Origin of the sequence: Aliiruegeria lutimaris, assembly GCF_900099935.1 — a bacterium.
GTDB classification, from domain to species: Bacteria; Pseudomonadota; Alphaproteobacteria; order Rhodobacterales; family Rhodobacteraceae; genus Tropicimonas; species Tropicimonas lutimaris.
Map to the genome: position 1 here is coordinate 41,514 of NZ_FNEK01000002.1, position 19,043 is coordinate 60,556.

The 19,043-nt window shown below is 63.0% G+C and carries 17 protein-coding genes and 4 pseudogenes; 18 read left to right on the plus strand and 3 right to left on the minus strand.

The genetic code is table 11. The features are described 5' to 3' along the window. Window position 1 precedes the first annotated feature (1 nt). Window positions 2-1,114, minus strand: coding sequence for a CaiB/BaiF CoA transferase family protein (locus BLR85_RS01465; RefSeq protein ID WP_093148032.1), 1,113 nt, complete (start codon window positions 1,112-1,114; stop codon window positions 2-4). Window positions 1,115-1,385: 271 nt separating this feature from the next. On the opposite strand from BLR85_RS01465, the pseudogene thiM reads away from it, so the two are divergent. The 15 genes and pseudogenes from thiM (at window position 1,386) to urtE (ending at window position 15,103) form a co-directional block, all read left to right on the plus strand. Then, window positions 1,386-2,174: pseudogene (gene thiM / locus BLR85_RS01470) on the plus strand (hydroxyethylthiazole kinase). Next, window positions 2,171-2,809, plus strand: coding sequence for a thiamine phosphate synthase (gene thiE / locus BLR85_RS01475; protein WP_093148035.1), 639 nt, complete (start codon window positions 2,171-2,173; stop codon window positions 2,807-2,809). Before thiM ends, thiE begins: the two are co-directional and overlap by 4 nt. Continuing rightward, window positions 2,806-3,610, plus strand: a pseudogene (gene thiD / locus BLR85_RS01480) (bifunctional hydroxymethylpyrimidine kinase/phosphomethylpyrimidine kinase). Before thiE ends, thiD begins: the two are co-directional and overlap by 4 nt. A 23-nt stretch (window positions 3,611-3,633) precedes the next feature. Next, window positions 3,634-4,569: an ABC transporter substrate-binding protein gene (locus BLR85_RS01485; protein ID WP_093148039.1), complete on the plus strand. Its 936-nt coding sequence runs from the start codon at window positions 3,634-3,636 to the stop codon at window positions 4,567-4,569. Window positions 4,570-4,595: 26 nt separating this feature from the next. Beyond that, a pseudogene (locus tag BLR85_RS30325) lies at window positions 4,596-4,808 on the plus strand (ATP-binding cassette domain-containing protein); the annotation flags it as partial. 113 nt (window positions 4,809-4,921) lie between these two features. Continuing rightward, window positions 4,922-5,308, plus strand: coding sequence for an ATP-binding cassette domain-containing protein (locus BLR85_RS30330; protein WP_342028763.1), 387 nt, complete (start codon window positions 4,922-4,924; stop codon window positions 5,306-5,308). Further along, a pseudogene (locus tag BLR85_RS01495) lies at window positions 5,308-6,044 on the plus strand (ABC transporter permease). The gene BLR85_RS30330 and the pseudogene BLR85_RS01495 overlap by 1 nt, the downstream one beginning before the upstream one ends. Before the next feature lie 759 nt (window positions 6,045-6,803). Beyond that, window positions 6,804-7,907, plus strand: a complete 1,104-nt coding sequence (locus tag BLR85_RS01505; RefSeq protein ID WP_093148046.1) for an AI-2E family transporter — start codon at window positions 6,804-6,806, stop codon at window positions 7,905-7,907. Window positions 7,908-7,954: 47 nt separating this feature from the next. Continuing rightward, entirely contained in the window at window positions 7,955-8,272 is a 318-nt protein-coding gene (locus BLR85_RS01510) for a hypothetical protein (RefSeq protein ID WP_093148050.1), read from the plus strand. 11 nt (window positions 8,273-8,283) lie between these two features. Further along, a complete protein-coding gene (locus BLR85_RS01515; RefSeq protein ID WP_093148055.1) occupies window positions 8,284-8,745 on the plus strand; it encodes a phage holin family protein in 462 nt (153 codons plus the stop codon). 381 nt (window positions 8,746-9,126) lie between these two features. Further along, on the plus strand, window positions 9,127-10,401 hold the full coding sequence (gene urtA, locus BLR85_RS01520; RefSeq protein ID WP_093148059.1) for an urea ABC transporter substrate-binding protein: 1,275 nt from the start codon (window positions 9,127-9,129) through the stop codon (window positions 10,399-10,401). Between the two features lie 71 nt (window positions 10,402-10,472). Next, on the plus strand, window positions 10,473-12,431 hold the full coding sequence (gene urtB, locus BLR85_RS01525; protein ID WP_093148064.1) for an urea ABC transporter permease subunit UrtB: 1,959 nt from the start codon (window positions 10,473-10,475) through the stop codon (window positions 12,429-12,431). Between the two features lie 3 nt (window positions 12,432-12,434). Next, the gene (urtC, locus tag BLR85_RS01530) at window positions 12,435-13,667 is read left to right on the plus strand and encodes an urea ABC transporter permease subunit UrtC (RefSeq protein WP_093148068.1); all 1,233 of its coding nucleotides are present in this window, start codon (window positions 12,435-12,437) and stop codon (window positions 13,665-13,667) included. Continuing rightward, window positions 13,664-14,404 carry an urea ABC transporter ATP-binding protein UrtD gene (gene urtD, locus BLR85_RS01535; protein ID WP_093148072.1) on the plus strand — a complete coding sequence of 247 codons (741 nt, stop codon included), beginning with the start codon at window positions 13,664-13,666 and terminating at the stop codon, window positions 14,402-14,404. Before urtC ends, urtD begins: the two co-directional genes overlap by 4 nt. 3 nt (window positions 14,405-14,407) lie before the next feature. Continuing rightward, a complete protein-coding gene (urtE, locus tag BLR85_RS01540; RefSeq protein ID WP_093148076.1) occupies window positions 14,408-15,103 on the plus strand; it encodes an urea ABC transporter ATP-binding subunit UrtE in 696 nt (231 codons plus the stop codon). 53 nt (window positions 15,104-15,156) lie between these two features. Here urtE and BLR85_RS01545 read toward each other — a convergent pair whose 3' ends face one another. Next, window positions 15,157-16,263, minus strand: coding sequence for a hypothetical protein (locus BLR85_RS01545; protein WP_093148080.1), 1,107 nt, complete (start codon window positions 16,261-16,263; stop codon window positions 15,157-15,159). Between the two features lie 12 nt (window positions 16,264-16,275). After that, complete coding sequence (locus BLR85_RS01550) at window positions 16,276-16,569, minus strand: hypothetical protein (RefSeq protein WP_093148084.1); 294 nt, start codon at window positions 16,567-16,569, stop codon at window positions 16,276-16,278. On the opposite strand from BLR85_RS01550, the gene BLR85_RS28980 reads away from it, so the two are divergent. The 3 genes from BLR85_RS28980 to BLR85_RS01560 all read left to right on the plus strand — a co-directional run bounded on the left by BLR85_RS28980 (window position 16,568) and on the right by BLR85_RS01560 (window position 18,955). Beyond that, on the plus strand, window positions 16,568-16,708 hold the full coding sequence (locus BLR85_RS28980; protein ID WP_170844422.1) for a hypothetical protein: 141 nt from the start codon (window positions 16,568-16,570) through the stop codon (window positions 16,706-16,708). The genes BLR85_RS01550 and BLR85_RS28980 overlap by 2 nt on opposite strands. Before the next feature lie 114 nt (window positions 16,709-16,822). Then, a complete protein-coding gene (locus BLR85_RS01555) occupies window positions 16,823-17,476 on the plus strand; it encodes a protein-L-isoaspartate O-methyltransferase family protein (protein ID WP_093148088.1) in 654 nt (217 codons plus the stop codon). A gap of 66 nt (window positions 17,477-17,542) precedes the next feature. Next, window positions 17,543-18,955 carry a TolC family outer membrane protein gene (locus BLR85_RS01560; protein ID WP_244520573.1) on the plus strand — a complete coding sequence of 471 codons (1,413 nt, stop codon included), beginning with the start codon at window positions 17,543-17,545 and terminating at the stop codon, window positions 18,953-18,955. Window positions 18,956-19,043 lie beyond the last annotated feature (88 nt).

Below are 19,043 nucleotides of genomic sequence, written 5' to 3' on the forward strand. Positions count from 1 at the left end.
CTTACCTGTCCCGCTCCCCGAGTTTCGGTGCGCTCCTGTCCAATGCCAGCTCGGCATCTGAAAACCGCCACGGCCCACGCACCCCGGGGATACCCTCTGGCGTGATCCTGAGCCCGCGCGCGATCACCTGCGGATCGGCAAAGACCCCCGCCATGTCATTGATCGGCCCGGCGGGAACCGTTGCGGCCTCCAGTGCTGCCAGCAACTCAGCCGACGGCCAATGGCCGGTCAGCGGTTCGAGGAAATCGGTCAGCGCCCCCCGGTTCTCCACCCGCGCGGCATTGCTGGCATAGCTGGGGTGGTCTGCCAGCGAGGGCTGCCCGAGCACCTCGCAAAAACGCCGGAACTGCCCGTCATTGCCAACCGCCACGATGATATGGCCGTCCGCGGTCGGCAGCACCTGGTAGGGGACGATGTTGGGGTGCGCATTGCCGCGCCGCGTCGGTGCCTCGCCAGTGGCAAGGTAGTTCATCGCCTGATTGGCCATCATCGCGGTGGCGCAGTCGAGCAACGACATGTCGATATGCTGGCCGCGCCCGGTCCGATGCCGCTGCTCAACCGCTGCGAGAACCCCCACGGCACCATAGAGGCCGGTCACGATATCGGTCACCGCCACGCCGACCTTTTGCGGCTGCCGATCCGGCTCGCCCGTCACCGACATCAGGCCGGACATGCCCTGGATCAGAAAGTCGTAGCCGGCGCGCGTGGCATAGGGGCCGCTCTGCCCGAAGCCGGTGATCGAGCAATAGATCAGGCGCGGGTTGAGCACCTTCAGGCTGTCATAATCGAGCCCGTATTTCTTCAACCCCCCGAGCTTGAAATTCTCCACGAGTATATCGGCATCGGCCACCAGCTCGCGTACGCGCGCCTGACCCTCTTCGGTGCGGAAATCGGCCACGACCGAGTGCTTGCCGCGATTGGCGGCATAGAAATAAGCGGCCGACACATCGCCATCGCGCTCGATGAAGGGTGGACCCCAGCGGCGTGTGTCATCGCCCTCGGGTGCTTCGACCTTGATCACTTCGGCGCCGAGATCGGCCAGCGCCTGGCCGATCCAGGGGCCGGCGAGAATGCGGGCAAGCTCGACGACTTTCAGCCCGGCCAGCGGTGTCATGCCTGTCCTCCTTTTTCGCTTCGGTTCCTTGTGGCGCAGCCTGTCCGGCAGCGCAACTCACGCCGAGCATGTCCCTGTTCTGTCGGCGTCGTTTTGGCCCGTGACATTCCCGGTGGGACCTTCTTTTTTATCGGGCATCGACGGGGGCGTCTACGAACGCGGTCTGAGAAGAACCCTTTGAACTTGAACCAGTATGACGCTGGCGGAGGGAGTCGGGGCAGACAGGCGAGTATCGACTGGCAGCCCGGGGTCTCCGCCACAGGAGACACAAATGTCCACCCCCTCGGAATCCCCTGCCGCCATGCGCGCCGCCGCGCCGCTGGTTCAGTGCATCACAAATTTCGTGGCGATGAATTTCCAGGCCGATGTGTTGCTGGCAGCGGGAGCCGCGCCGGCAATGGTGCATGATCCCGAGGAAGCCGGGGAATTCGCGGCCATTGCGCCGGTGGTCTCGGTGAATATCGGCACGCTCAGCCCGCGCTGGGTGGAAGGCATGCTCGAAGCCGCGTTGGTGGCGCGCAAGGCGAACTCGCCCTGGGTGCTCGACACGGTCGCCTGTTTTGCGACCGGCCTGCGCCGGGACGCGACAGCGAAGCTCATGCAGGTCGGGCCGAGTATCCTGAGCGGCAACGCCTCCGAGATCATAGCCGTCGCCGGGCAAGCTAGCGCGGGACGCGGCGTTGATGCGGGCGACACGGTTGCCGCCGCCGAAGAAGCTGCCTGCAAGGTCGCAAAGCAGGTTGGCTGTATCGTCGCCGTGACCGGGGAAGTCGACTATGTGACCGATGGCGAGAAGGCCGTGCGGATTTCCGGCGGCTCGTCGCTGATGCCGCAGGTCACCGCGATGGGCTGTTCGCTGAGTGCGCTGTGCGCTGCCTATGCCGCCGCCGTGTAGGACAGGTTCGCCGCGACCGTCGGCGCATTGAGCCATTTCGCGGCCGCCGGTGAAGCCGCCGCCGCCAAGGTCGAAGGTCCGGGGGGCTTCGCCTCCGCCTTCGTCGATGCGCTAGCCGCCGTCACGCCGGAAACGATCGGCGATGACCGGGTTGCCCCGGAATGAGGAAAGAGTTGGACCTTTCGGCCTATCTGGTGCTCGATCCCGGTCTTTGCGCCGGGCTCGGCATGGTCGAGACGGCGCGGGCTGCTGTCGCCGGTGGCGTCGGCGTTGTCCAGCTTCTCCACGAGCAGGCCGGCACCGCCGAGATGATCGAGATTGGCCGGGCCTTGCGGGTGGCGCTGGAGGGAACCGGCGCGGCGCTGGTGATCAATGACGTTGTCGCTGCCGCCGTCGCGCTGAGGGCGGACGGGCTGCATATCGGACAGGGTGACATGGCGGTGAAAAAGGCGCGTTCGGCCATCGGTCCGGAGATGCTACTGGGCCTGTCGGTGGAAAATCAGGCCCATGCGCGGGCGGTCGATCCGCATGTGGTCGACTATGTCGGCGTCAGCCCGGTTTTCGGCACGCCCACCAAGTCCGACCACGCACCGCCCGTGGGCATCGACGGGCTGCGCCGGATCGTCGAAATCTGCCCGGTTCCGGCGGTCTGCATCGGCGGGCTGGGACCACAGCACGCGGGCGATGTGATCGGGGCAGGGGCGGCCGGGCTGGCCGTCGTCTCGGCTGTTTGCGGCCGGCCGGACCCGGCAGCGGCGGCGCGCGCCTTGGGCAGTGCGATAGCGGAGGCACGAAAATGAGCGTTGCAACAGCATTGTCGATTGCCGGGTCGGACCCGTCAGGCGGCGCGGGCATCCAGGCGGATCTGAAGGCGTTCTCGGCGCGCGGCGTCTATGGAATGGCGGCAATCACCGCGCTGACGGCGCAGAACACGCAAGGTGTCGCCGGCGTCCACGTTGTGCCGGCTGAGTTCGTCTATCAACAGATCCGGTTGGTGTTCGACGATATCGACGTTCACTCGGTCAAAATCGGCATGATTGCCAATGCCGAGATCGCCGTGGCCGTGGCGGAGGCGCTGGCGGGGTTCTCCGGCGCCATCGTGCTCGACCCGGTGATGGTGGCCAAGGGCGGCCATCCGCTCCTGCCCGAGCAGGCGGTGTCGGCCCTGCGCGCGGCTTCTGCCACTGGCGACCGTTCTGACCCCGAACCTGCCCGAAGCCGGCGCGCTTCTGGGCAAGGATGCGGCCACCAGTCGGGAACAGATGAAATCGCAAGGGCTGGCGCTTCTGGAACACGGGCCGAAAGCGGTGTTCATGAAAGGTGGTCATCTGGAAGCCGAGGACTGCCCCGACCTGCTGATTGCGCGGGAAGCCGAAACCTGGCTCGATGGCCCGCGTTTCGACACCAAGAACACCCATGGAACCGGCTGCTCGATTTCTTCTGCCATCGCGGCAGAACTGGCCAGGGGGAAGGACCTTGCCGAGGCGGTGACTGCCGCCCGCCGCTGGCTTCAGGGCGCCATCGCGCAGGCTGACAGCCTCGGTATCGGCCATGGTCATGGCCCCACCCACCACTTCCACGCGCTCTGGCCCGTCGCCTGAGCCTGTCCGAACGGAGACTTCCCATGCGCATTCTCGCATTCGCCGTGGCGCTTCTGGCCGCAACCCCGGCGCTGGCCGCCGACAAGATGACCCTGATCCTCGACTGGTTCGTGAACCCCGATCACGGCCCGATCATCGTGGCCGAGGAGCTGGGATATTTCGAGACGGTCGGGCTGGAAGTCGAGGTGATCGCGCCGTCGGACCCGTCCGATCCGCCCAAACTGGTGGCCGCGGGCAAGGCGGATCTCGCCATTTCCTATCAGCCGCAGCTGCACCTTCAGGTGGCCGAGGGCTTGCCGCTCATCCGGGTCGGCACGCTGATCGGCAAGCCACTGACCTGCCTTCTGGTGTTGGAAAACGGGCCGGTGAAGGAAATCGCGGATCTGAAGGGGCGCAAGATCGGTTTCTCGGTCGCCGGTGTCGAGGAGGTGCTGCTGAACCGCGTGCTCGCCAATAACGAGTTGAGCATGACGGATGTGGAACTGATCAACGTCGCCCGGTTGCTCTCGCCGTCGCTGATGACGGGTCAGGTGGATGCCGTCATGGGCGCCTTCCGCAATTTCGAGCTGAACCAGATGGAGATCGAGGGCGTGCCCGGGCGCTGTTTCTATCTCCAGGAAAAGGGCCTGTCGCCCTATGACGAGCTGATTTACGTGGCCAACCCGGAGACGATGGACACTGACAGGATTTCCCGTTTCCTCGCCGCGACGGAGAAGGCGACGCATCATATCGTCAACAATCCAAAGGAGGCCCGGGAGGTGTTCTCCGGCACCGCTCGCGAGCTTCAGGACGAGATGAACGCGAAAGCCTGGGCCGACACCTGGCCGCGGTTCTCGCTTGCCCCGGCGGGGTTGGACGCCGGTCGCTATGCACGTTTCGAAGCCTTCATGCACGAGGCTGGTTTGCTGGAGGATACCCGTCCGGTTTCGACCTTGGCGATTGATCTCGGTGCGCAATGAGCGGGCTGGCGCAGGGCTGAGGCAGGATGGAGCAGGCACCGGCGATCGAATTCACCGGCACGGCGCGGTTCGACGCGCATCAACTCTTCCCGCCGGTTTCGCTGGAGATCGACGGTGGCGGCTGGTCCTGCCTGCTGGGCCCGTCGGGTTGCGGCAAGAGCACGATCCTGCGCTTGATCGCGGCGCTTGAAACCGGGGCAACCTTCGAAGGGCATATCCACAGCTCCGATGGCAGGCCGCTGGAAGGGCGGGTGGCCTTCCTGGCGCGGACGGACCTGCTGATGCCCTTGCTTGACGTGATCGGCAATGTGACGCTCGGGGCGAGAAGGCGGACACGGATGCCGCCCGTGCGTTGGTTGCCCGGCTGGGGCTGGAGGCGCATGCGGAGAAACGCCCCGCCCATCTCTCCGGCGGGCAGAGGCAACGCGTGGCGTTGGCGCGAACACTTATGGAGGACCGGCCCGTCGTTCTGTTGGACGAACCCTTCTCGGCGCTCGATGCGCGGATGCCTTCCGAGATGCAGGAGCTTGCCGCCGAGCACCTCGCCGGGCGCAGCGTGCTGCTCGTTACCCATGATCCGGGCGAGGCGGCCCGGATGGGTGACCGTGTCGTCCTGCTCGACGAGGCGGGAATGATCGAGGCCGTTCCGCCGAACCTGCAGACCATCCGCCCGGTGGACCACCCCGGGACGCTGGCCTTTCAGGCGCGGCTCCTGCGGGCCTTGCGGGAGTGGCGCTGATGGATGGGTTCAAGCGCGGATTGGCTGCGGCGGCGCTGTTTCTGGGCCTCTGGCAGGCGCTGGTGGCGTTTGGAGACCTGCCACCCTTTATCCTGCCCGGGCCATTTCGGGTGGCGGAGGCGCTGTGGTCGAATGCAGGGCTGATCGCATGGCATGCCGGTTCACCGTCGTCGGAGTTCTGGCCGGTCTGGCGCTCGGTACGGCTTTCGGGGCGGCCACGGCGCTGCTTCTGGCCGTCTCGCCGGCGGCGCGCTACCTGATCAAGCCGGCGCTCGTGGCGACCCAGGCGCTGCCCGTCTTTGCGCTGGCGCCGATCCTGGCGCTCTGGCTCGGATATGGCATCTGGTCCAAGGTGCTGATGGCGGTGCTCATCATCTATTTCCCCGTGGCCTCTGCCTTTTTCGACGGGCTGATGCGCACCCCGCCGGGATGGCTGGACCTTGGCCGGACCATGGGCGCCTCGCCCGCGCGGCTGCTGTGGCGCATTCGGGTGCCGGCAGCGATCCCGTCGCTGGCCTCGGGGCTGCGGTTGGCGGCGGTCTATGCGCCGATTGGCGCGGTGATCGGCGAATGGATGGGCGCGGCCGGCGGGCTGGGCTACCTGATGCTGCTGGCCAATGGGCGGGTAAAAATCGACCTGATGTTCGCCGCGCTCTTCGTGCTGGCCGCATTGACCCTGCTCTTGCACCGCGCGGTTGGCTGGCGCTGCGACAGGTTGGTGGCGCGGATCGACTGAACTTCGTCCACCAGGTTATCCACAGAAATGAACGGTTTTGGCCGGTGCCAGCCGCGCGTTGGCAGGGATAAATTGTCGGCTTCGGTATACATGTCGATTGTCGGCCGGGATTTTGGAAATGGTTTAATGTTATGAAAATTAAAAGAAAAATTCCAGATCCTCTGTGTTTTGTCACATATTTGGTGTGGGTTTTCACATTTCCGTTTCAAACCCGATACATCAACGCCATGCCTGTTTGATCTTCCGGTTACACGCCGCCGCAAAATGTGGGCTGTCGGGTCATGGGGGCTCTAAAGTTTTGCACATTGTGTCCGGGCGGTGCTGGCGGATGGAAGCCCAGGAGAAAGAGCATGGGGTTGCCGGTTATCGGTGCGGGACCTGCCTCAAGTTCTCTGCAATCCGGCTGTCGGTCGACAACGGACATGCTCATTACGCTTGTGCTACGACCGGGGAGCGCGCTTCGATATTTTCCTGCGCGCGGCGGAAGCCATGTTGGATCATGTTCACTTGCAGGATGCTGACGGATATGCCGATCGTTACTGACAGAACAGGCAGGGCAAGATCCACTGGCTCGCGATCTTCCGGGACGCCAACGAAATCCCCGCCTCGATGCACCATCTTCGTGCGCAGGGGGGTGCGGGGTGGCGACTTCAGTCATCAGGGCAAATTCCTGTTGCAACCGGGACGCTTGCAGGCAGAGGATCGGGACGGGCTGGATGGCCGGTCTGAAGACGTCGAAGGAGAAACAAGGAGCTTCACATGGAAGAAGCAGGCTTGCGGCAAAGGGTGATGATGCTGGAGTTCTGGCGCGATCTGCTGCTCGTGCTGACGCTGGCCGTGACCGGGCTGGTCTATGGCTCCGGGTTTCTCGTGCCCCTGACCTTCGCCGCCCTTGTCGTGGTGCTGCTGAATGCCGTGGCCGACCGGGTCTCCGCGATCCCGCTGGCGGGCCAGTTCGTGCCGCTCTGGTTGGCCAATGTGATCGGCATCCTGCTGGTATTGTTCGGCTTCGCGGTGATTGCCCTGATCCTGTCCAGCCAGGCCGACGGGGTTGCCGAGACCATTCCGCGATATGCCGAGCGGCTGGAGGCCATCCTGGCCTCGCTGGTGTCGCTGGTGGGCGAAGAGAACGCGCTGGAAGTGCGCCAGGTGCTGCAGGAGATGGACATGTCCGGCTGGGCTCTCGGGGCGCTCGGCTCGGCGGGCGGGTTTCTCAGCGGGTTCCTGCTGGTCATGCTCTACATCCCCTTCATGATGGTCGAAACCGGGCCGATGGGACGCAAGCTCCGGATCGCGGCGCCCAATCGGAGGGCCGCTGCGGAGATTTCCAAGATCACGCGATCGATCTCGCGCGGTCTGCAGCGCTATATCGGCGTCAAGACCTTCGTCTCGTTGCTGACCGGGCTGTTCAGCTATGCGGTGATGAAGCCGATGGGGCTCGATTTTGCCGAGACATGGGCAGTGCTGGCCTTCGCGCTCAATTTCATTCCGTCCATCGGCTCGGTCCTCGGTGTTGTCCTTCCGGCGGTCGTGGCGCTGGTTCAGTTCGACACCGTCACGCCGTTCCTGGTTATCGTGTTGGGGTGCGGCACGGTTCAGTTTTCCATCGGAAATATCCTCGAGCCAGCCATTTTCGGGCGCTCATTGAACCTTTCCCCCTTTCTGGTGATCCTTGCGCTGACCTTCTGGACAGCGGTTTGGGGGGTGGCGGGAGCGCTCCTGTCGGTACCGATCATGGTGGGGTTCCTGATCGTTTTTGCCCATATTCCGTGCACGCAATGGCTGGCCATTCTAATGTCGGGCGACGGGGATCTGTCGGGCATCAGGGAAATGGATGGGCAAGAGGGGGCGGAACGCGCATGAGCGGGACGTTCTTCGCAAAAGGTTCTGTCGGGTAAAGGGAGATCGAGATGCCACTCAAAGCGGATTTGGAACGCGAGGTCGCCGAACTGAAGCGCGAGCTGGAAGCCGTGCGCAAACGCGCGACATCATCGGATGACAGCGCCTCCGGGGAAGCCAGCGAACAGACGGCGGAGGAAGATGGGGATCAGGGCGGTGACGGCAAGCAATCCACACTGGACTGGGCACTTGGGCAGCTTGATGGCAGTGAACTGGAGCGGCTGTTCCGGGAATTTGTGGCCGAGTTGGAAGATATGCAGGAACACAAGCCCCTGTTGACGTTATTCGGTGCCTTCGTGCTGGGTTACGTTCTCGGGCGGGCACGGTAGCGGAGGGCGCCATGAGCCGTATTGCACGGAATTTCCAGATCATTCTTCGTTCGGAGAAGCTCATCGCCAGCCGGCAGGTGGCCGTAGCGACCCGCAAGGGTGGCCTGTTTGGGGCGGCGGCGCTGATGGGGGGCATCGCGGTCGTTTTCCTGAATGTCGCCGCCTATCTCGTCTTGGCGGCGCGGCTGGAGCCAGCGATGGCGGCCTTGATCGTCGCCGGCGCCAACCTAGTTCTGGCCGGAATCCTGATCGCGCTGGCGAAAGGCATGAGCGCGGATCGCGACGTGCAAGCCGTCAGCGAGGTCCGCGACATGGCCATGGCCGATCTGGAGGGCGAGTTGCAGGAGGCAACCGACGAGATTCGGGAGTTGGCCCAGAACGTGCGCAAGATGACCCGGGATCCCTTCAGTTCCGCCAGTCTGAGTGTGATTGGCCCGCTTTTGTCGCTGTTGTTGAAGAATCTCAAGAAGTGACCTGTCCAAAAAGGCAGGTAATCCGGGCTGCTGGATCGGCGCGGATTTCCCGGCCGTGACGCTTCTGTTGCATCAAAATTGATCAAGAAACCGACATTACGTTGGGAAAGGCGATTAATTTTAGATCACATGCTTTGATTGTAGCCGGAGTCGGGGCTTCGGAACGCCCATGATTTGCGCATAACCCTTGCCTGCCCTTTGATGCCTCGCGCAGGGCAAAGCGACCCGGCAATCCAGTACGCGGGTAGCGGAGTCCTCCTTCCAGCGCCTGCAACACAGAAACAGGTGGTACGGCCCGGCAGGGCGAACGCCATGCGCCCGGAGCGTGTGGGCGAACGCTCTTTACGTGCCTTCAGGCCGCCAAGAACAGGGACCTGAGACATGAAACTTCGTATGACCTCCGCGCTGGTTGGCGCTCTTGCTTTCGCGACCTCCGCGATGGCCGCAGATGACACGATCAAGGTTGGCGTTCTCCACTCGCTTTCCGGCACGATGGCCATCTCCGAGACGACCCTCAAGGACACGATGCTGATGCTCATCGAGGAGCAGAACGCCAAGGGCGGTATCCTCGGCAAGCAGCTTGAAGCCGTCGTGGTCGATCCGGCCTCCGACTGGCCGCTCTTCGCTGAAAAGGCGCGCGAGCTTCTGACTGTCGAGGATGTCGATGTGATGTTCGGCTGCTGGACCTCCGTGTCGCGGAAATCCGTGCTGCCCGTCATCGAAGAGTTGAATGGCCTGCTCTTCTACCCGGTGCAGTATGAAGGCGAGGAAAGCTCCAAGAACGTCTTCTACACCGGCGCCGCGCCGAACCAGCAGGCCATTCCGGCCACCGATTACTACCTCGAAGAGCTGGGCGTCGAGAAGTTCGCGCTGCTGGGCACCGACTATGTCTACCCGCGCACCACGAACAACATCCTTGAATCCTACCTGAAGTCGAAGGGCATTGCCGAAGAGGACATCTTCGTCAACTACACGCCCTTCGGTCATTCCGACTGGTCCAAGATCGTGGCCGATGTCGTGGCGCTCGGCGCTGACGGCAAGAAGGTCGGCGTGATCTCGACCATCAACGGCGACGCCAATATCGGCTTCTACAAGGAGCTGGCCGCTGCCGGCATCTCTGCCGACGACATCCCGGTCGTGGCCTTCTCGGTCGGTGAGGAAGAGCTCTCCGGTCTCGACACTACCAACCTCGTCGGACATCTGGCCGCCTGGAACTACTTCCAGTCCGCCGAAGCCGAGTCCAACGATGCCTTCATCGAAGCCTGGAAGGCCAAGATGGGCGAAGATCGCGTGACCAACGACCCGATGGAAGCCACCTATATCGGCTTCAACATGTGGGCGAACGCTGTTGAACAGGCCGGCACCACCGATGTCGATGCCGTGCGCTCCGCCATGTGGGGCCAGGAATACCCGAACCTGACTGGCGGCACCGCCGTGATGGGCGTGAACCACCACCTCTCCAAGCCGGTCCTGATCGGCGAGATCACCGAGGACGGCCAGTTCGACATCATCAGCCAGACCGAAGAAGTTCCGGGCGACGCCTGGACCGACTTCCTGCCGGAATCGGCGGTCCTGACGTCCGATTGGAAAGATCTCGATTGCGGCATGTACAACACCGAGACCTCGACCTGCGTGCAGATCAAGTCCAACTACTGATCTGACATACGGACGAACCTAAAGGGGAGGGCGGTCAACGCCCTCCCGATCCCTCAGGGCATATCCAGGCAATGACAAGACTAATAATGGCAGCATTGGCCGCCCTGATGCTTTGCGTCAGCATGGCCGCCGCACAGGACAGCCCGATCCAGGCGCTCCTGCAGGAGCACAGGGTGCTTATAGAAGAAAGTTCTCGCAAGACGATCCAGCCGGCGATCGACGCGCTGCGCGACAGCGGATTTCCCGAGGCGCAGGCCGTGCTGGAGAAATGGCAGGCCAAGGATCTTTGGCAACGCGAGGCCGACAAGCTGTTTTTCTTCGTCGAGAAGGTCGACAGCAAGAACTACCGACTGCTCGACATCGCAACCGGCGAAGCGGCGGGCGAATTTCCCAAGAAGGAGCTGAATCAGCTCAAGCCGAATTCCGGCGTGCGCTCGCTGATCGGCGCCGCGCTGGTGCAGTTCCAGCTCATGGCCAAGGATCCTGCGAAGCGGATCGAGGCGCTGGACGCGATCCAGCGCGATCCGGCCGCGGAGCACCTTGTCGCCCTCTCCGGCGCGATCGCGAAAGAGACCGACCCGGATATTCGCGACCGCAAGGAACGCCTCGTCCGGCTTCTGACCATTTCCTTCGGCGAGACGGAAGAGGCCCGCATTGCCGCCATCGAGAGCTTCAAGGGCGATCTGGGGGTGGATGTGCGCGGCGCGCTCAACCCTTTGGTGGCGACCTCGCGCGAAGTGGCTGTTGGCACGCTTCCCGAAGGCGTGAATATCGCCGCGGTTCTGAAACCGGGCAGCACGGCATTCAGCGAAGCCGAAGCCTATGACCTGCTCGTATCGAAAGACCTGGTGCTGCCGCGTATCACCGCCGCGGACAGGCGTGCGGCCCTGCAGGAGAACATCACCGACGCCCGCGTCGGCGGTGTCCCCGTCGCGCAGTTGAACACCGAAGAGGCCAGGGAACGGGCCTATCAGGCACTGGCCGAAGCCGGGCTGGTGCGCGCAGCGGCAACCCAGGCGCAGATTGCCGAGGCGCTGGCCGCCCATGTCTTCTTCGAGAAATATGCCGAACCCTCGGCGGCCATAACCGAGGCCGCCAACGACACGCTCTCCAGTATCAACACCCAGGTCGGTTTCAACCAGTTCATCGACCTGACGCTTGACGCGATGTCGCTTGCCTCGATCTATTTCCTCGCCGCCATCGGCCTTGCCATCACATTCGGCGTGATGGGGGTCATCAACATGGCCCATGGCGAGTTCATCATGATGGGCGCCTACACGGGCTACGTTGTCCAGCAGGTGATCCCGGATTACACCGTTTCGATCATCGTTGCCCTGCCGCTCGCCTTTGCCGTCACCTTCGCGGCCGGCGTGGCCATGGAGCGGTTGGTGATCCGCTGGCTCTATAACCGTCCGCTGGAGACGCTGCTGGCGACCTTCGGCATCTCCATCGCGCTGCAACAGCTGGCCAAGAACATCTTCGGCACCCAGGCCCGTCCGCTCACGTCGCCCGCCTGGCTCGATGGTGCGCTGGTGCTCAACGACGTTGTCTCGATCAGCTATATCCGCATCGCGATCTTCGTGCTGGCGCTGATCTTCCTCGGCGTCTTCCTCTTCATCATGCGACGCACAAGGCTGGGCCTCGAAGTGCGCGCCGTGACGCAGAACCCGCGCATGGCGGCCTCGATGGGCATCAACCCGGACCGGATCAACATGCTGACCTTCGGTCTCGGTTCCGGCATCGCCGGTATCGCGGGCGTTGCCATCGGGCTTTATGCCAAGGTCACCTCCGAGCTCGGCTCCGATTATATCGTGCAGAGCTTCATGACCGTTGTTGTCGGTGGGGTCGGCAATATCTGGGGCACCCTGCTCGGGGCCTCGATGATCGGCTTCCTGCAAAAGGGGATCGAGTGGATGAACCCGTCCAACACGCTCGCCGCGCAGACCTACATGATCATCTTCATCATCATATTCATCCAGTTCCGGCCAAGGGGCATCATCGCCCTCAAGGGCCGCGCGGCGGGGGATTGAGCCATGGAAAAGAGCTTCTTCGCACGCAATCCCTCCGTTCTGATCTTCATCGGCTGTCTGGCCCTCTTCACCATCGGCGTCACGGCGATGAGCGAGGCGATGGGCACGGACGTGATCTCCACCTCCTTCTTGAAAACCCTCGGCAAAACGCTCTGTCTTTGCCTCGTCGCCATCGCGATGGACCTGATCTGGGGGTTCGCCGGCATCCTGAGCCTCGGGCACATGGCGTTTTTCGGGCTCGGCGGCTACATGGTCGGCATGTGGCTGATGTATGCCCGGACGGAAATGATCGTCGTGGCCTCCATGGCCAATGCCGAGATCCCGCCCACCGCGCAGGAAGTGGTCGACGCCATCGGCACCCAGATCTTCGGCGTCGTCGGGTCCTCCGACTTCCCGGTGATCTGGGCCTTCGCCGACTCGCTCTTCCAGCAATTGCTGCTGGTCGTCGCCGTGCCCGGCCTTCTGGCGCTCGTCTTTGGTTGGCTGGCCTTCCGTAGCCGGGTCACCGGGGTTTATCTCTCGATCCTGACACAGGCGATGACGCTCGCGCTCGCGCTCTACCTCTTCCAGAACGATTCCGGTCTGCGCGGCAATAATGGCCTGTCGGGGCTGCAGAACCTGCCGGGCGCCGACGCCATCCCGCAGGCTCAAATCTCGCTCTGGTTCTTCTGGGCGTCCGCCTTTGCCCTTGGGCTGGGCTACCTGCTCGCGGCCTGGGTGGTCTCCGGGAAGTTCGGCTCCGTCATCCGCGGCATCCGCGACGACGAGGCGCGCGTGCGGTTTCTCGGCTACTCGGTGGAGGGCTACAAGCTTTTCGTCTTCACCCTGACGGCGGTCATCGCCGCCATAGCAGGTGCGCTGTATTACCCGCAGGCCGGCATCATCAACCCGGCCGAGATCGCGCCCATCGCCTCGATCTATCTCGCGGTCTGGGTCGCCATCGGCGGGCGTGGGCGGCTCTACGGCGCTGTCATCGGGGCTGCTTTCGTCTCGCTGCTTTCCACCTGGTTCACCGGCGGACAGGCCCCCTCCATCCCGCTCGGCTTCTACACCATCAACTGGGTCGATTGGTGGCAGGTTCTGCTCGGGATCTCCTTCGTCCTTGTCACGCTCTTTGCGCCCAAGGGGATCGGCGGTCTGGTTGACCACTTAACAGGCCGCGTGTCGCCGGAGCGCTATGGCGCGGATCTCGGCCCCGATTCCGGCAGCCTTCAGGAACAGGAGGCCGAAAAATGAGCCAGCTACTCGAAGTCTCCGGCGTTTCCGTCACCTTTGACGGCTTCAGGGCCATCAACAACCTGAGCTTCTCCATCGGTTCCGCCGAGCTGCGCGCCATCATCGGGCCGAACGGCGCGGGCAAGACGACCTTCATGGATATCGTCACCGGCAAGACCCGCCCCGACGAGGGCTCGATCCGCTGGGGCGATATGAGCCAGTCGCTCCTGAAGATGAACGAGAGCCAGATCGCCCGCGCTGGCGTCGGCCGCAAGTTCCAACGTCCGACCGTGTTCGAGGACCAGTCGGTCTATGACAACCTCGCCATGGCGCTGAAAAAGGATCGCGCGCCGTGGTCGGTGCTCTTCTTCCGGCCCAAGCCGGAAGACCGCACCCGCATCGAGGAGCTTGCGGCGGAGATCGGCCTCTCGGACCAACTCTATCGCAAGTCGGGCGAGCTTTCCCACGGTCAGAAGCAATGGCTCGAAATCGGTATGCTGCTGGCGCAGGAGCCACGCCTGTTGCTGGTGGACGAACCGGCGGCCGGCATGACGCTCGCCGAACGTGAACACACGACCGATCTGCTAAAGGAAGCCGCGAAGACGCGCGCCGTTGTCGTGGTGGAGCATGACATGGAGTTCGTCCGCCGGCTGGAATGCAAGGTCACCGTGCTGCACGAGGGCTCGGTTCTCGCCGAGGGCAGCCTCGACCACGTGACAAAAAACCAAGACGTCATCGACGTCTATCTGGGGCGCTGAGAGATGCTGAAAACCGAAGGCCTTACCCTGCATTATGGCGGCAGCCAGATCCTCCACGGCATCGACCTCGAGGCCGCCGCCGGCGAGGTGACCTGCGTGATGGGCACAAATGGGGTGGGCAAGACCAGTCTGCTCAAGGCGATTTCCGGAACACATCCCCGCTCCGGCGGCTCGATCGAACTGGACGGCGAGAAAATCGGCCGGATGCCGTCCCATCTGCTTGCCCGAAAGGGCGTGGGCTATGTGCCGCAGGGGCGCATGATTTTCCCGCTGCTCACGGTGAAGGAAAATCTCGAAACCGCCTATGCCTGCCTGCCCAAGGCTGAGCACGGCATACCGGACGAGATTTTCGAACTGTTCCCGATCCTGAAGGAGTTCATGTCCAGACGTGGTGGCGACCTGTCCGGCGGCCAGCAACAGCAACTCGCCATCGCCCGCGCCATGCTGACCAAGCCCAAGCTGCTGCTGCTCGACGAGCCCACGGAGGGCATCCAGCCAAATATCATTCAGCAGATCGGCCGCGTGATCGAATACCTGCGTGACAGGGGCGACATGGCGATTGTTCTTGTCGAGCAGTATTTCGAATTTGCCTATGGCGTGGCCGACCGCTTCGTCGTGCTCAAACGCGGTGAGATCTCGATGAAGGGCTCAAAATCCGAGCTGGCCAAGGAAGACCTCAAGGGCGCTGTCTCTGTCTGACGGTTGCGAGACCTGCACGCAGACCGTTTGATGAGGCGTGGATGCGTTGGCGATCAGGCCAGCACCATCCCCAACACGATACCGACGGACACCACGAGGAACGAGACCAGCCCGGAAACAAGCGCGAGCTTGGCTGTCGAATAGGGCCGCTCGCCGAACGTCTGCCCATTGATGCCCGACACCACGACCTTGTAGGGCCGGCCGGAATGGTCGTAGTGGAAGATCCAGACCGGCAGCAGGATCCTGCGGTATCTTGCAGCAATGTCATCTGTTCGAACGGCCAGGGACACGTTTTCCCCGAAGGCGCGGTCTTCGCAGACCTTTCGCTTCGTCCGAAGCCGCTTGTCGGGCGCGTTGAAGGCGAACCCCTCGGCAACGCTCTGGTGGTGGCGCTCGGCCGCGAACCCGGCCAGGTAGCGCGCATCGAAGGACCTCAGCGCGCCAGGGGCGAATTCATGCAAGATGCCGTCGCGGATCAGGGGTGTGACATGCGGCGAGGCGGGCACCAGGAGATCGTCGAACGCGACATCATGGTGACCGGAGGAGCTTCGGGTCACCATGCGCTTGTGCTCGTACTCCATCCAGGTGGCCATGTAGGTTAGCGCCTCGGATGTGTCGAAGGTCCAGAACGGCGCATAGAGACCGGCGGTCCTCGCGGTCCTGGCAACGTGCTCCGTGAGCTGGTTGGGCGCGCCCTCGCGCTTGGAAATCCAGTCCAATGCGCGTTTTCTTGCGTCTTCGGCGGAGATGCGAAACGGGATGAGCGCCATGGCGTCGTAGCCGGAACGGCCCGGAACGAGGACCATCGGACCATTGCAATACGGGCACCGCTCGGACAGCGCCGTGCCGGAAAAGAGCACCGTGCCACCGCAGCCGCTGCATTGATGTTCCTGCGCAGGCGGCACCCCGCGCGGTTCTGTCTCGGGCGAGTTGGGATCGAAGGGGTATTCCCGTCCAGCCCGGTACTGGTTGGCCGCCGCGATCACCTGGGCATTGCCGCACCCGTCGCAGATCAGAGCTTCCTGAGCCGGGTCGAACCGGCATTGGTTGCCGCAGGCGTTGCAGCTCAGCTCGCGTTGCGACGGCGGGCTCTCTTCTGTTGGTGATGGAGAGGGGCTGCGCCTTGAAACACGCAGGATCGCGCTGGAATGGGTAAACATGCTGTCGTCTTCCTACACGGCAGGTCTTGGGAGATCTCGTGTGTTGAAATGCTTCAGTGACCCATTCGGAGGCGTCGTGCTGGCGATGAAATACCCGACGAACAGCGCCAGCCAAAAGACCGTCAGGATCCACACCGTCGGGGCAAGCCACCGGCCCTGCGCACGAACGTGGCTGGCGGACTCAACCTGGGCCTCCCTTTGCGCCTCTCTCCTCCGGATCAAAGACTCCAGTACGAAAACACCGAAATAGGTGGATAATCCGAAGAGCAGGGCGGCGGCTGCAAGGGAGGACAGATAGGTAGACATGAGCGCAAAGAGCCTGGAAACGCGAACTGACCATGCGACCCTGCATGACCAGGATATTTTCAACAAGCATCCGTGGGGCGGCAATTTGGTCTCGGGCATTGCCGCGATCATTCTGACGGCCCGCTACGACCGACATTGATATTGCTGTCCGAAAGCGCTCCCTGATGTCCGACATGCGGCGCGTCGGCAACTTGCCTCATAGGAACGATTGTGCCACAGAACGACGACGCTTCCGGACCGACAGGTGGATCAGATGAGCAGCTTTGAAACCCAACGCACGACGATGGTCGATTCCCAGATCCGCCCCTCGGACGTGACCAAGTACCCCGTCCTCGACGCCCTGCTGGCCGTTCCGAGAGAACTTTATGTCCCGGCCGGTCAGCGCGATGCGGCCTATGTCGGCAATAACCTGCCGCTGTCCAAGGGCCGCGTGCTGCTCGAACCGCGGACCCTGGCAAAGATGCTGGAGGCGCTGAACGTTCAGCCGAACGAAATGGTGCTCGATATCGCGGCCGGCTATGGGTATTCCACGGCGGTTCTCGCGCACTTGGCCGAGGCGGTGATCGCGCTCGAGGAAGACGAATCCATGGCGCATGAAGCAGAGGCGACGCTTTCTTCGGAGGCGGTCGACAATGCTGCCGTCGTCATCGGGCCGCTGGCCGAAGGGGCCGCGCAACACAGTCCCTATGACGTGATCATTCTTCAGGGCGGCGTGGCCAAGCTTCCCGCCGCGATCGAGGAACAACTGAAGGAAGGCGGCCGTATCGCCTGTCTCTTCATGGAAGGTGCGCTCGGCTTGGTTCAGATCGGCTACAAGATCGACGGGCGGATCAACTGGCGTTTCGCATTTAATGCATCTGCGCCTGTTTTGCCCGGTTTCGAAGAGGCGGGCTCTTTCGTGCTGTAAAGGCAATGTTTGAATTGCTATAGTGGCGCCAAATGAAAGCAGGCCCCACGAGAAGGAGCAGTTCGCGTGTGGAAATTTGGCAATAGTTTCAAATATAACTTCGTTGGTATCGCGATAAGTGTTCTCGCGGTCACGTCTCTTCCGGCCACGGGCGAAACCCTGACGGACGCCCTGATCGACGCCTATCGCAACTCCAATCTCCTCGATCAGAACCGCGCATTGCTGCGGGCTGCCGACGAGGATGTCGCCTCCGCTCAATCTGCCCTCAGGCCGACGCTCGACTTCGTGACGAGTTGGAGCGGCGCGCACCCGCATCGCCAGATTTATTCCTCCTTATACAATGCCGGCCTGTCGCGGGACAATTTCGTAGCGACATACCAGCTTCAGGCTTCCATGTTGCTCTATGCCGGCGGTGCGAACCGACTGACCGTCGAGAGCAGCAAGGAAACCGTGCTTGCCACGCGCGAGGCGCTTCGCTCGCTCGAGCAGAGCGTTCTGCTCGGTGCCGTGAACGCCTACATGGAAGTGCTGCGGGCCAAGGCCTTTGTCTCCCTGCGGGAAAACAACGTTCGCGTTCTCACGCAGGAGAAGCAGGCCACCGAGGACCGTTTCGAAGTCGGTGAAGTCACGCGGACGGACGTCGCTCTTGCCGAGAGCCGTCTGGCGGCAGCCGTAAGCCAGCTTGAAGCGGCACGTGGCGATCTCGCGGTGTCGCGCGAGACGTTCCGGACGGCTGTCGGACGTTACCCGGGCAATCTCGAATTCCCCGGGGCCTTGCCGAAAACAGCCCCGAGCGTCGAAGAGGCGATCCGGATCGGTGTGAGGACACACCCGGAAATTCGCCAGGCGCAGCGCCAGGTGACCGTGGCCGAGTTGGGAATGCGGTTGGCGAAGACCAACTACAAGCCCACCATCTCGGCTTCCGTCACTTCGCAGACCGACTCGGAGAACCAGGACGAAGAGCATTACCTGAGCCTCAACTTCACGCAGCCGATCTATCGCGGGGGCGCCTTCGCGGCGCTTGAGCGCAAGGCGATCGCCCAGCGGGATTCGAACCGGGCGATCCTTCTGCAGGTGACCTTGGGGATCGAGGAACAGGTGGCCAGCGCCTGGGCCTTTATCGAATCCGCAACGGCGCAGATACGCGCCTCGGACTTGCAGATCCGCGCGGCCCAGATCGCGTTTGATGGGACGCGGGAGGAAGCAACGCTCGGTGCGCGGACAACTCTCGACGTTCTGGACGCCGAACAGGAACTGCTGGACGCACGGGCGGCACGGATTGATGCAATCGCCACGCAGTACGTAGCGGTTTATTCACTTCTTTCTGCGATGGGTCTGATGACGGTAGATCACCTGAACCTTGGAATTCAGACCTATGACCCCGCAGGGTATTACAACAGCGTCAAGTCTGCGCCCGCGCGGCTGTCCCCGCAGGGACAGAAACTTGACCGCGTGCTGCGAAAGCTGGGTAAGCAATAGGCACAACCGGGACGGGCTTCTCGCTCGCTCGGGCTCGTGGGGTACCGCTCGGCCTTTGTAGCCGGCGGCATGCTGTGTGATTGTACTC

Coding starts and splice junctions, on each gene's coding strand:
- BLR85_RS01485 (WP_093148039.1), top strand. CDS start 3,634: ATGCGCATTCTCGCATTCGCCGTGGCGCTTCTGGCCGCAACCCCGGCG.
- urtD (WP_093148072.1), top strand. CDS start 13,664: ATGAGCCAGCTACTCGAAGTCTCCGGCGTTTCCGTCACCTTTGACGGC.
- urtA (WP_093148059.1), top strand. CDS start 9,127: ATGAAACTTCGTATGACCTCCGCGCTGGTTGGCGCTCTTGCTTTCGCG.
- BLR85_RS01505 (WP_093148046.1), top strand. CDS start 6,804: ATGGAAGAAGCAGGCTTGCGGCAAAGGGTGATGATGCTGGAGTTCTGG.
- BLR85_RS28980 (WP_170844422.1), top strand. CDS start 16,568: ATGAGCGCAAAGAGCCTGGAAACGCGAACTGACCATGCGACCCTGCAT.
- BLR85_RS01515 (WP_093148055.1), top strand. CDS start 8,284: ATGAGCCGTATTGCACGGAATTTCCAGATCATTCTTCGTTCGGAGAAG.
- BLR85_RS01465 (WP_093148032.1), bottom strand. CDS start 1,114: ATGACACCGCTGGCCGGGCTGAAAGTCGTCGAGCTTGCCCGCATTCTC.
- urtE (WP_093148076.1), top strand. CDS start 14,408: ATGCTGAAAACCGAAGGCCTTACCCTGCATTATGGCGGCAGCCAGATC.
- BLR85_RS01545 (WP_093148080.1), bottom strand. CDS start 16,263: ATGTTTACCCATTCCAGCGCGATCCTGCGTGTTTCAAGGCGCAGCCCC.
- urtC (WP_093148068.1), top strand. CDS start 12,435: ATGGAAAAGAGCTTCTTCGCACGCAATCCCTCCGTTCTGATCTTCATC.
- BLR85_RS01510 (WP_093148050.1), top strand. CDS start 7,955: ATGCCACTCAAAGCGGATTTGGAACGCGAGGTCGCCGAACTGAAGCGC.
- BLR85_RS01555 (WP_093148088.1), top strand. CDS start 16,823: ATGAGCAGCTTTGAAACCCAACGCACGACGATGGTCGATTCCCAGATC.
- thiE (WP_093148035.1), top strand. CDS start 2,171: ATGAGGAAAGAGTTGGACCTTTCGGCCTATCTGGTGCTCGATCCCGGT.
- urtB (WP_093148064.1), top strand. CDS start 10,473: ATGACAAGACTAATAATGGCAGCATTGGCCGCCCTGATGCTTTGCGTC.
- BLR85_RS01550 (WP_093148084.1), bottom strand. CDS start 16,569: ATGTCTACCTATCTGTCCTCCCTTGCAGCCGCCGCCCTGCTCTTCGGA.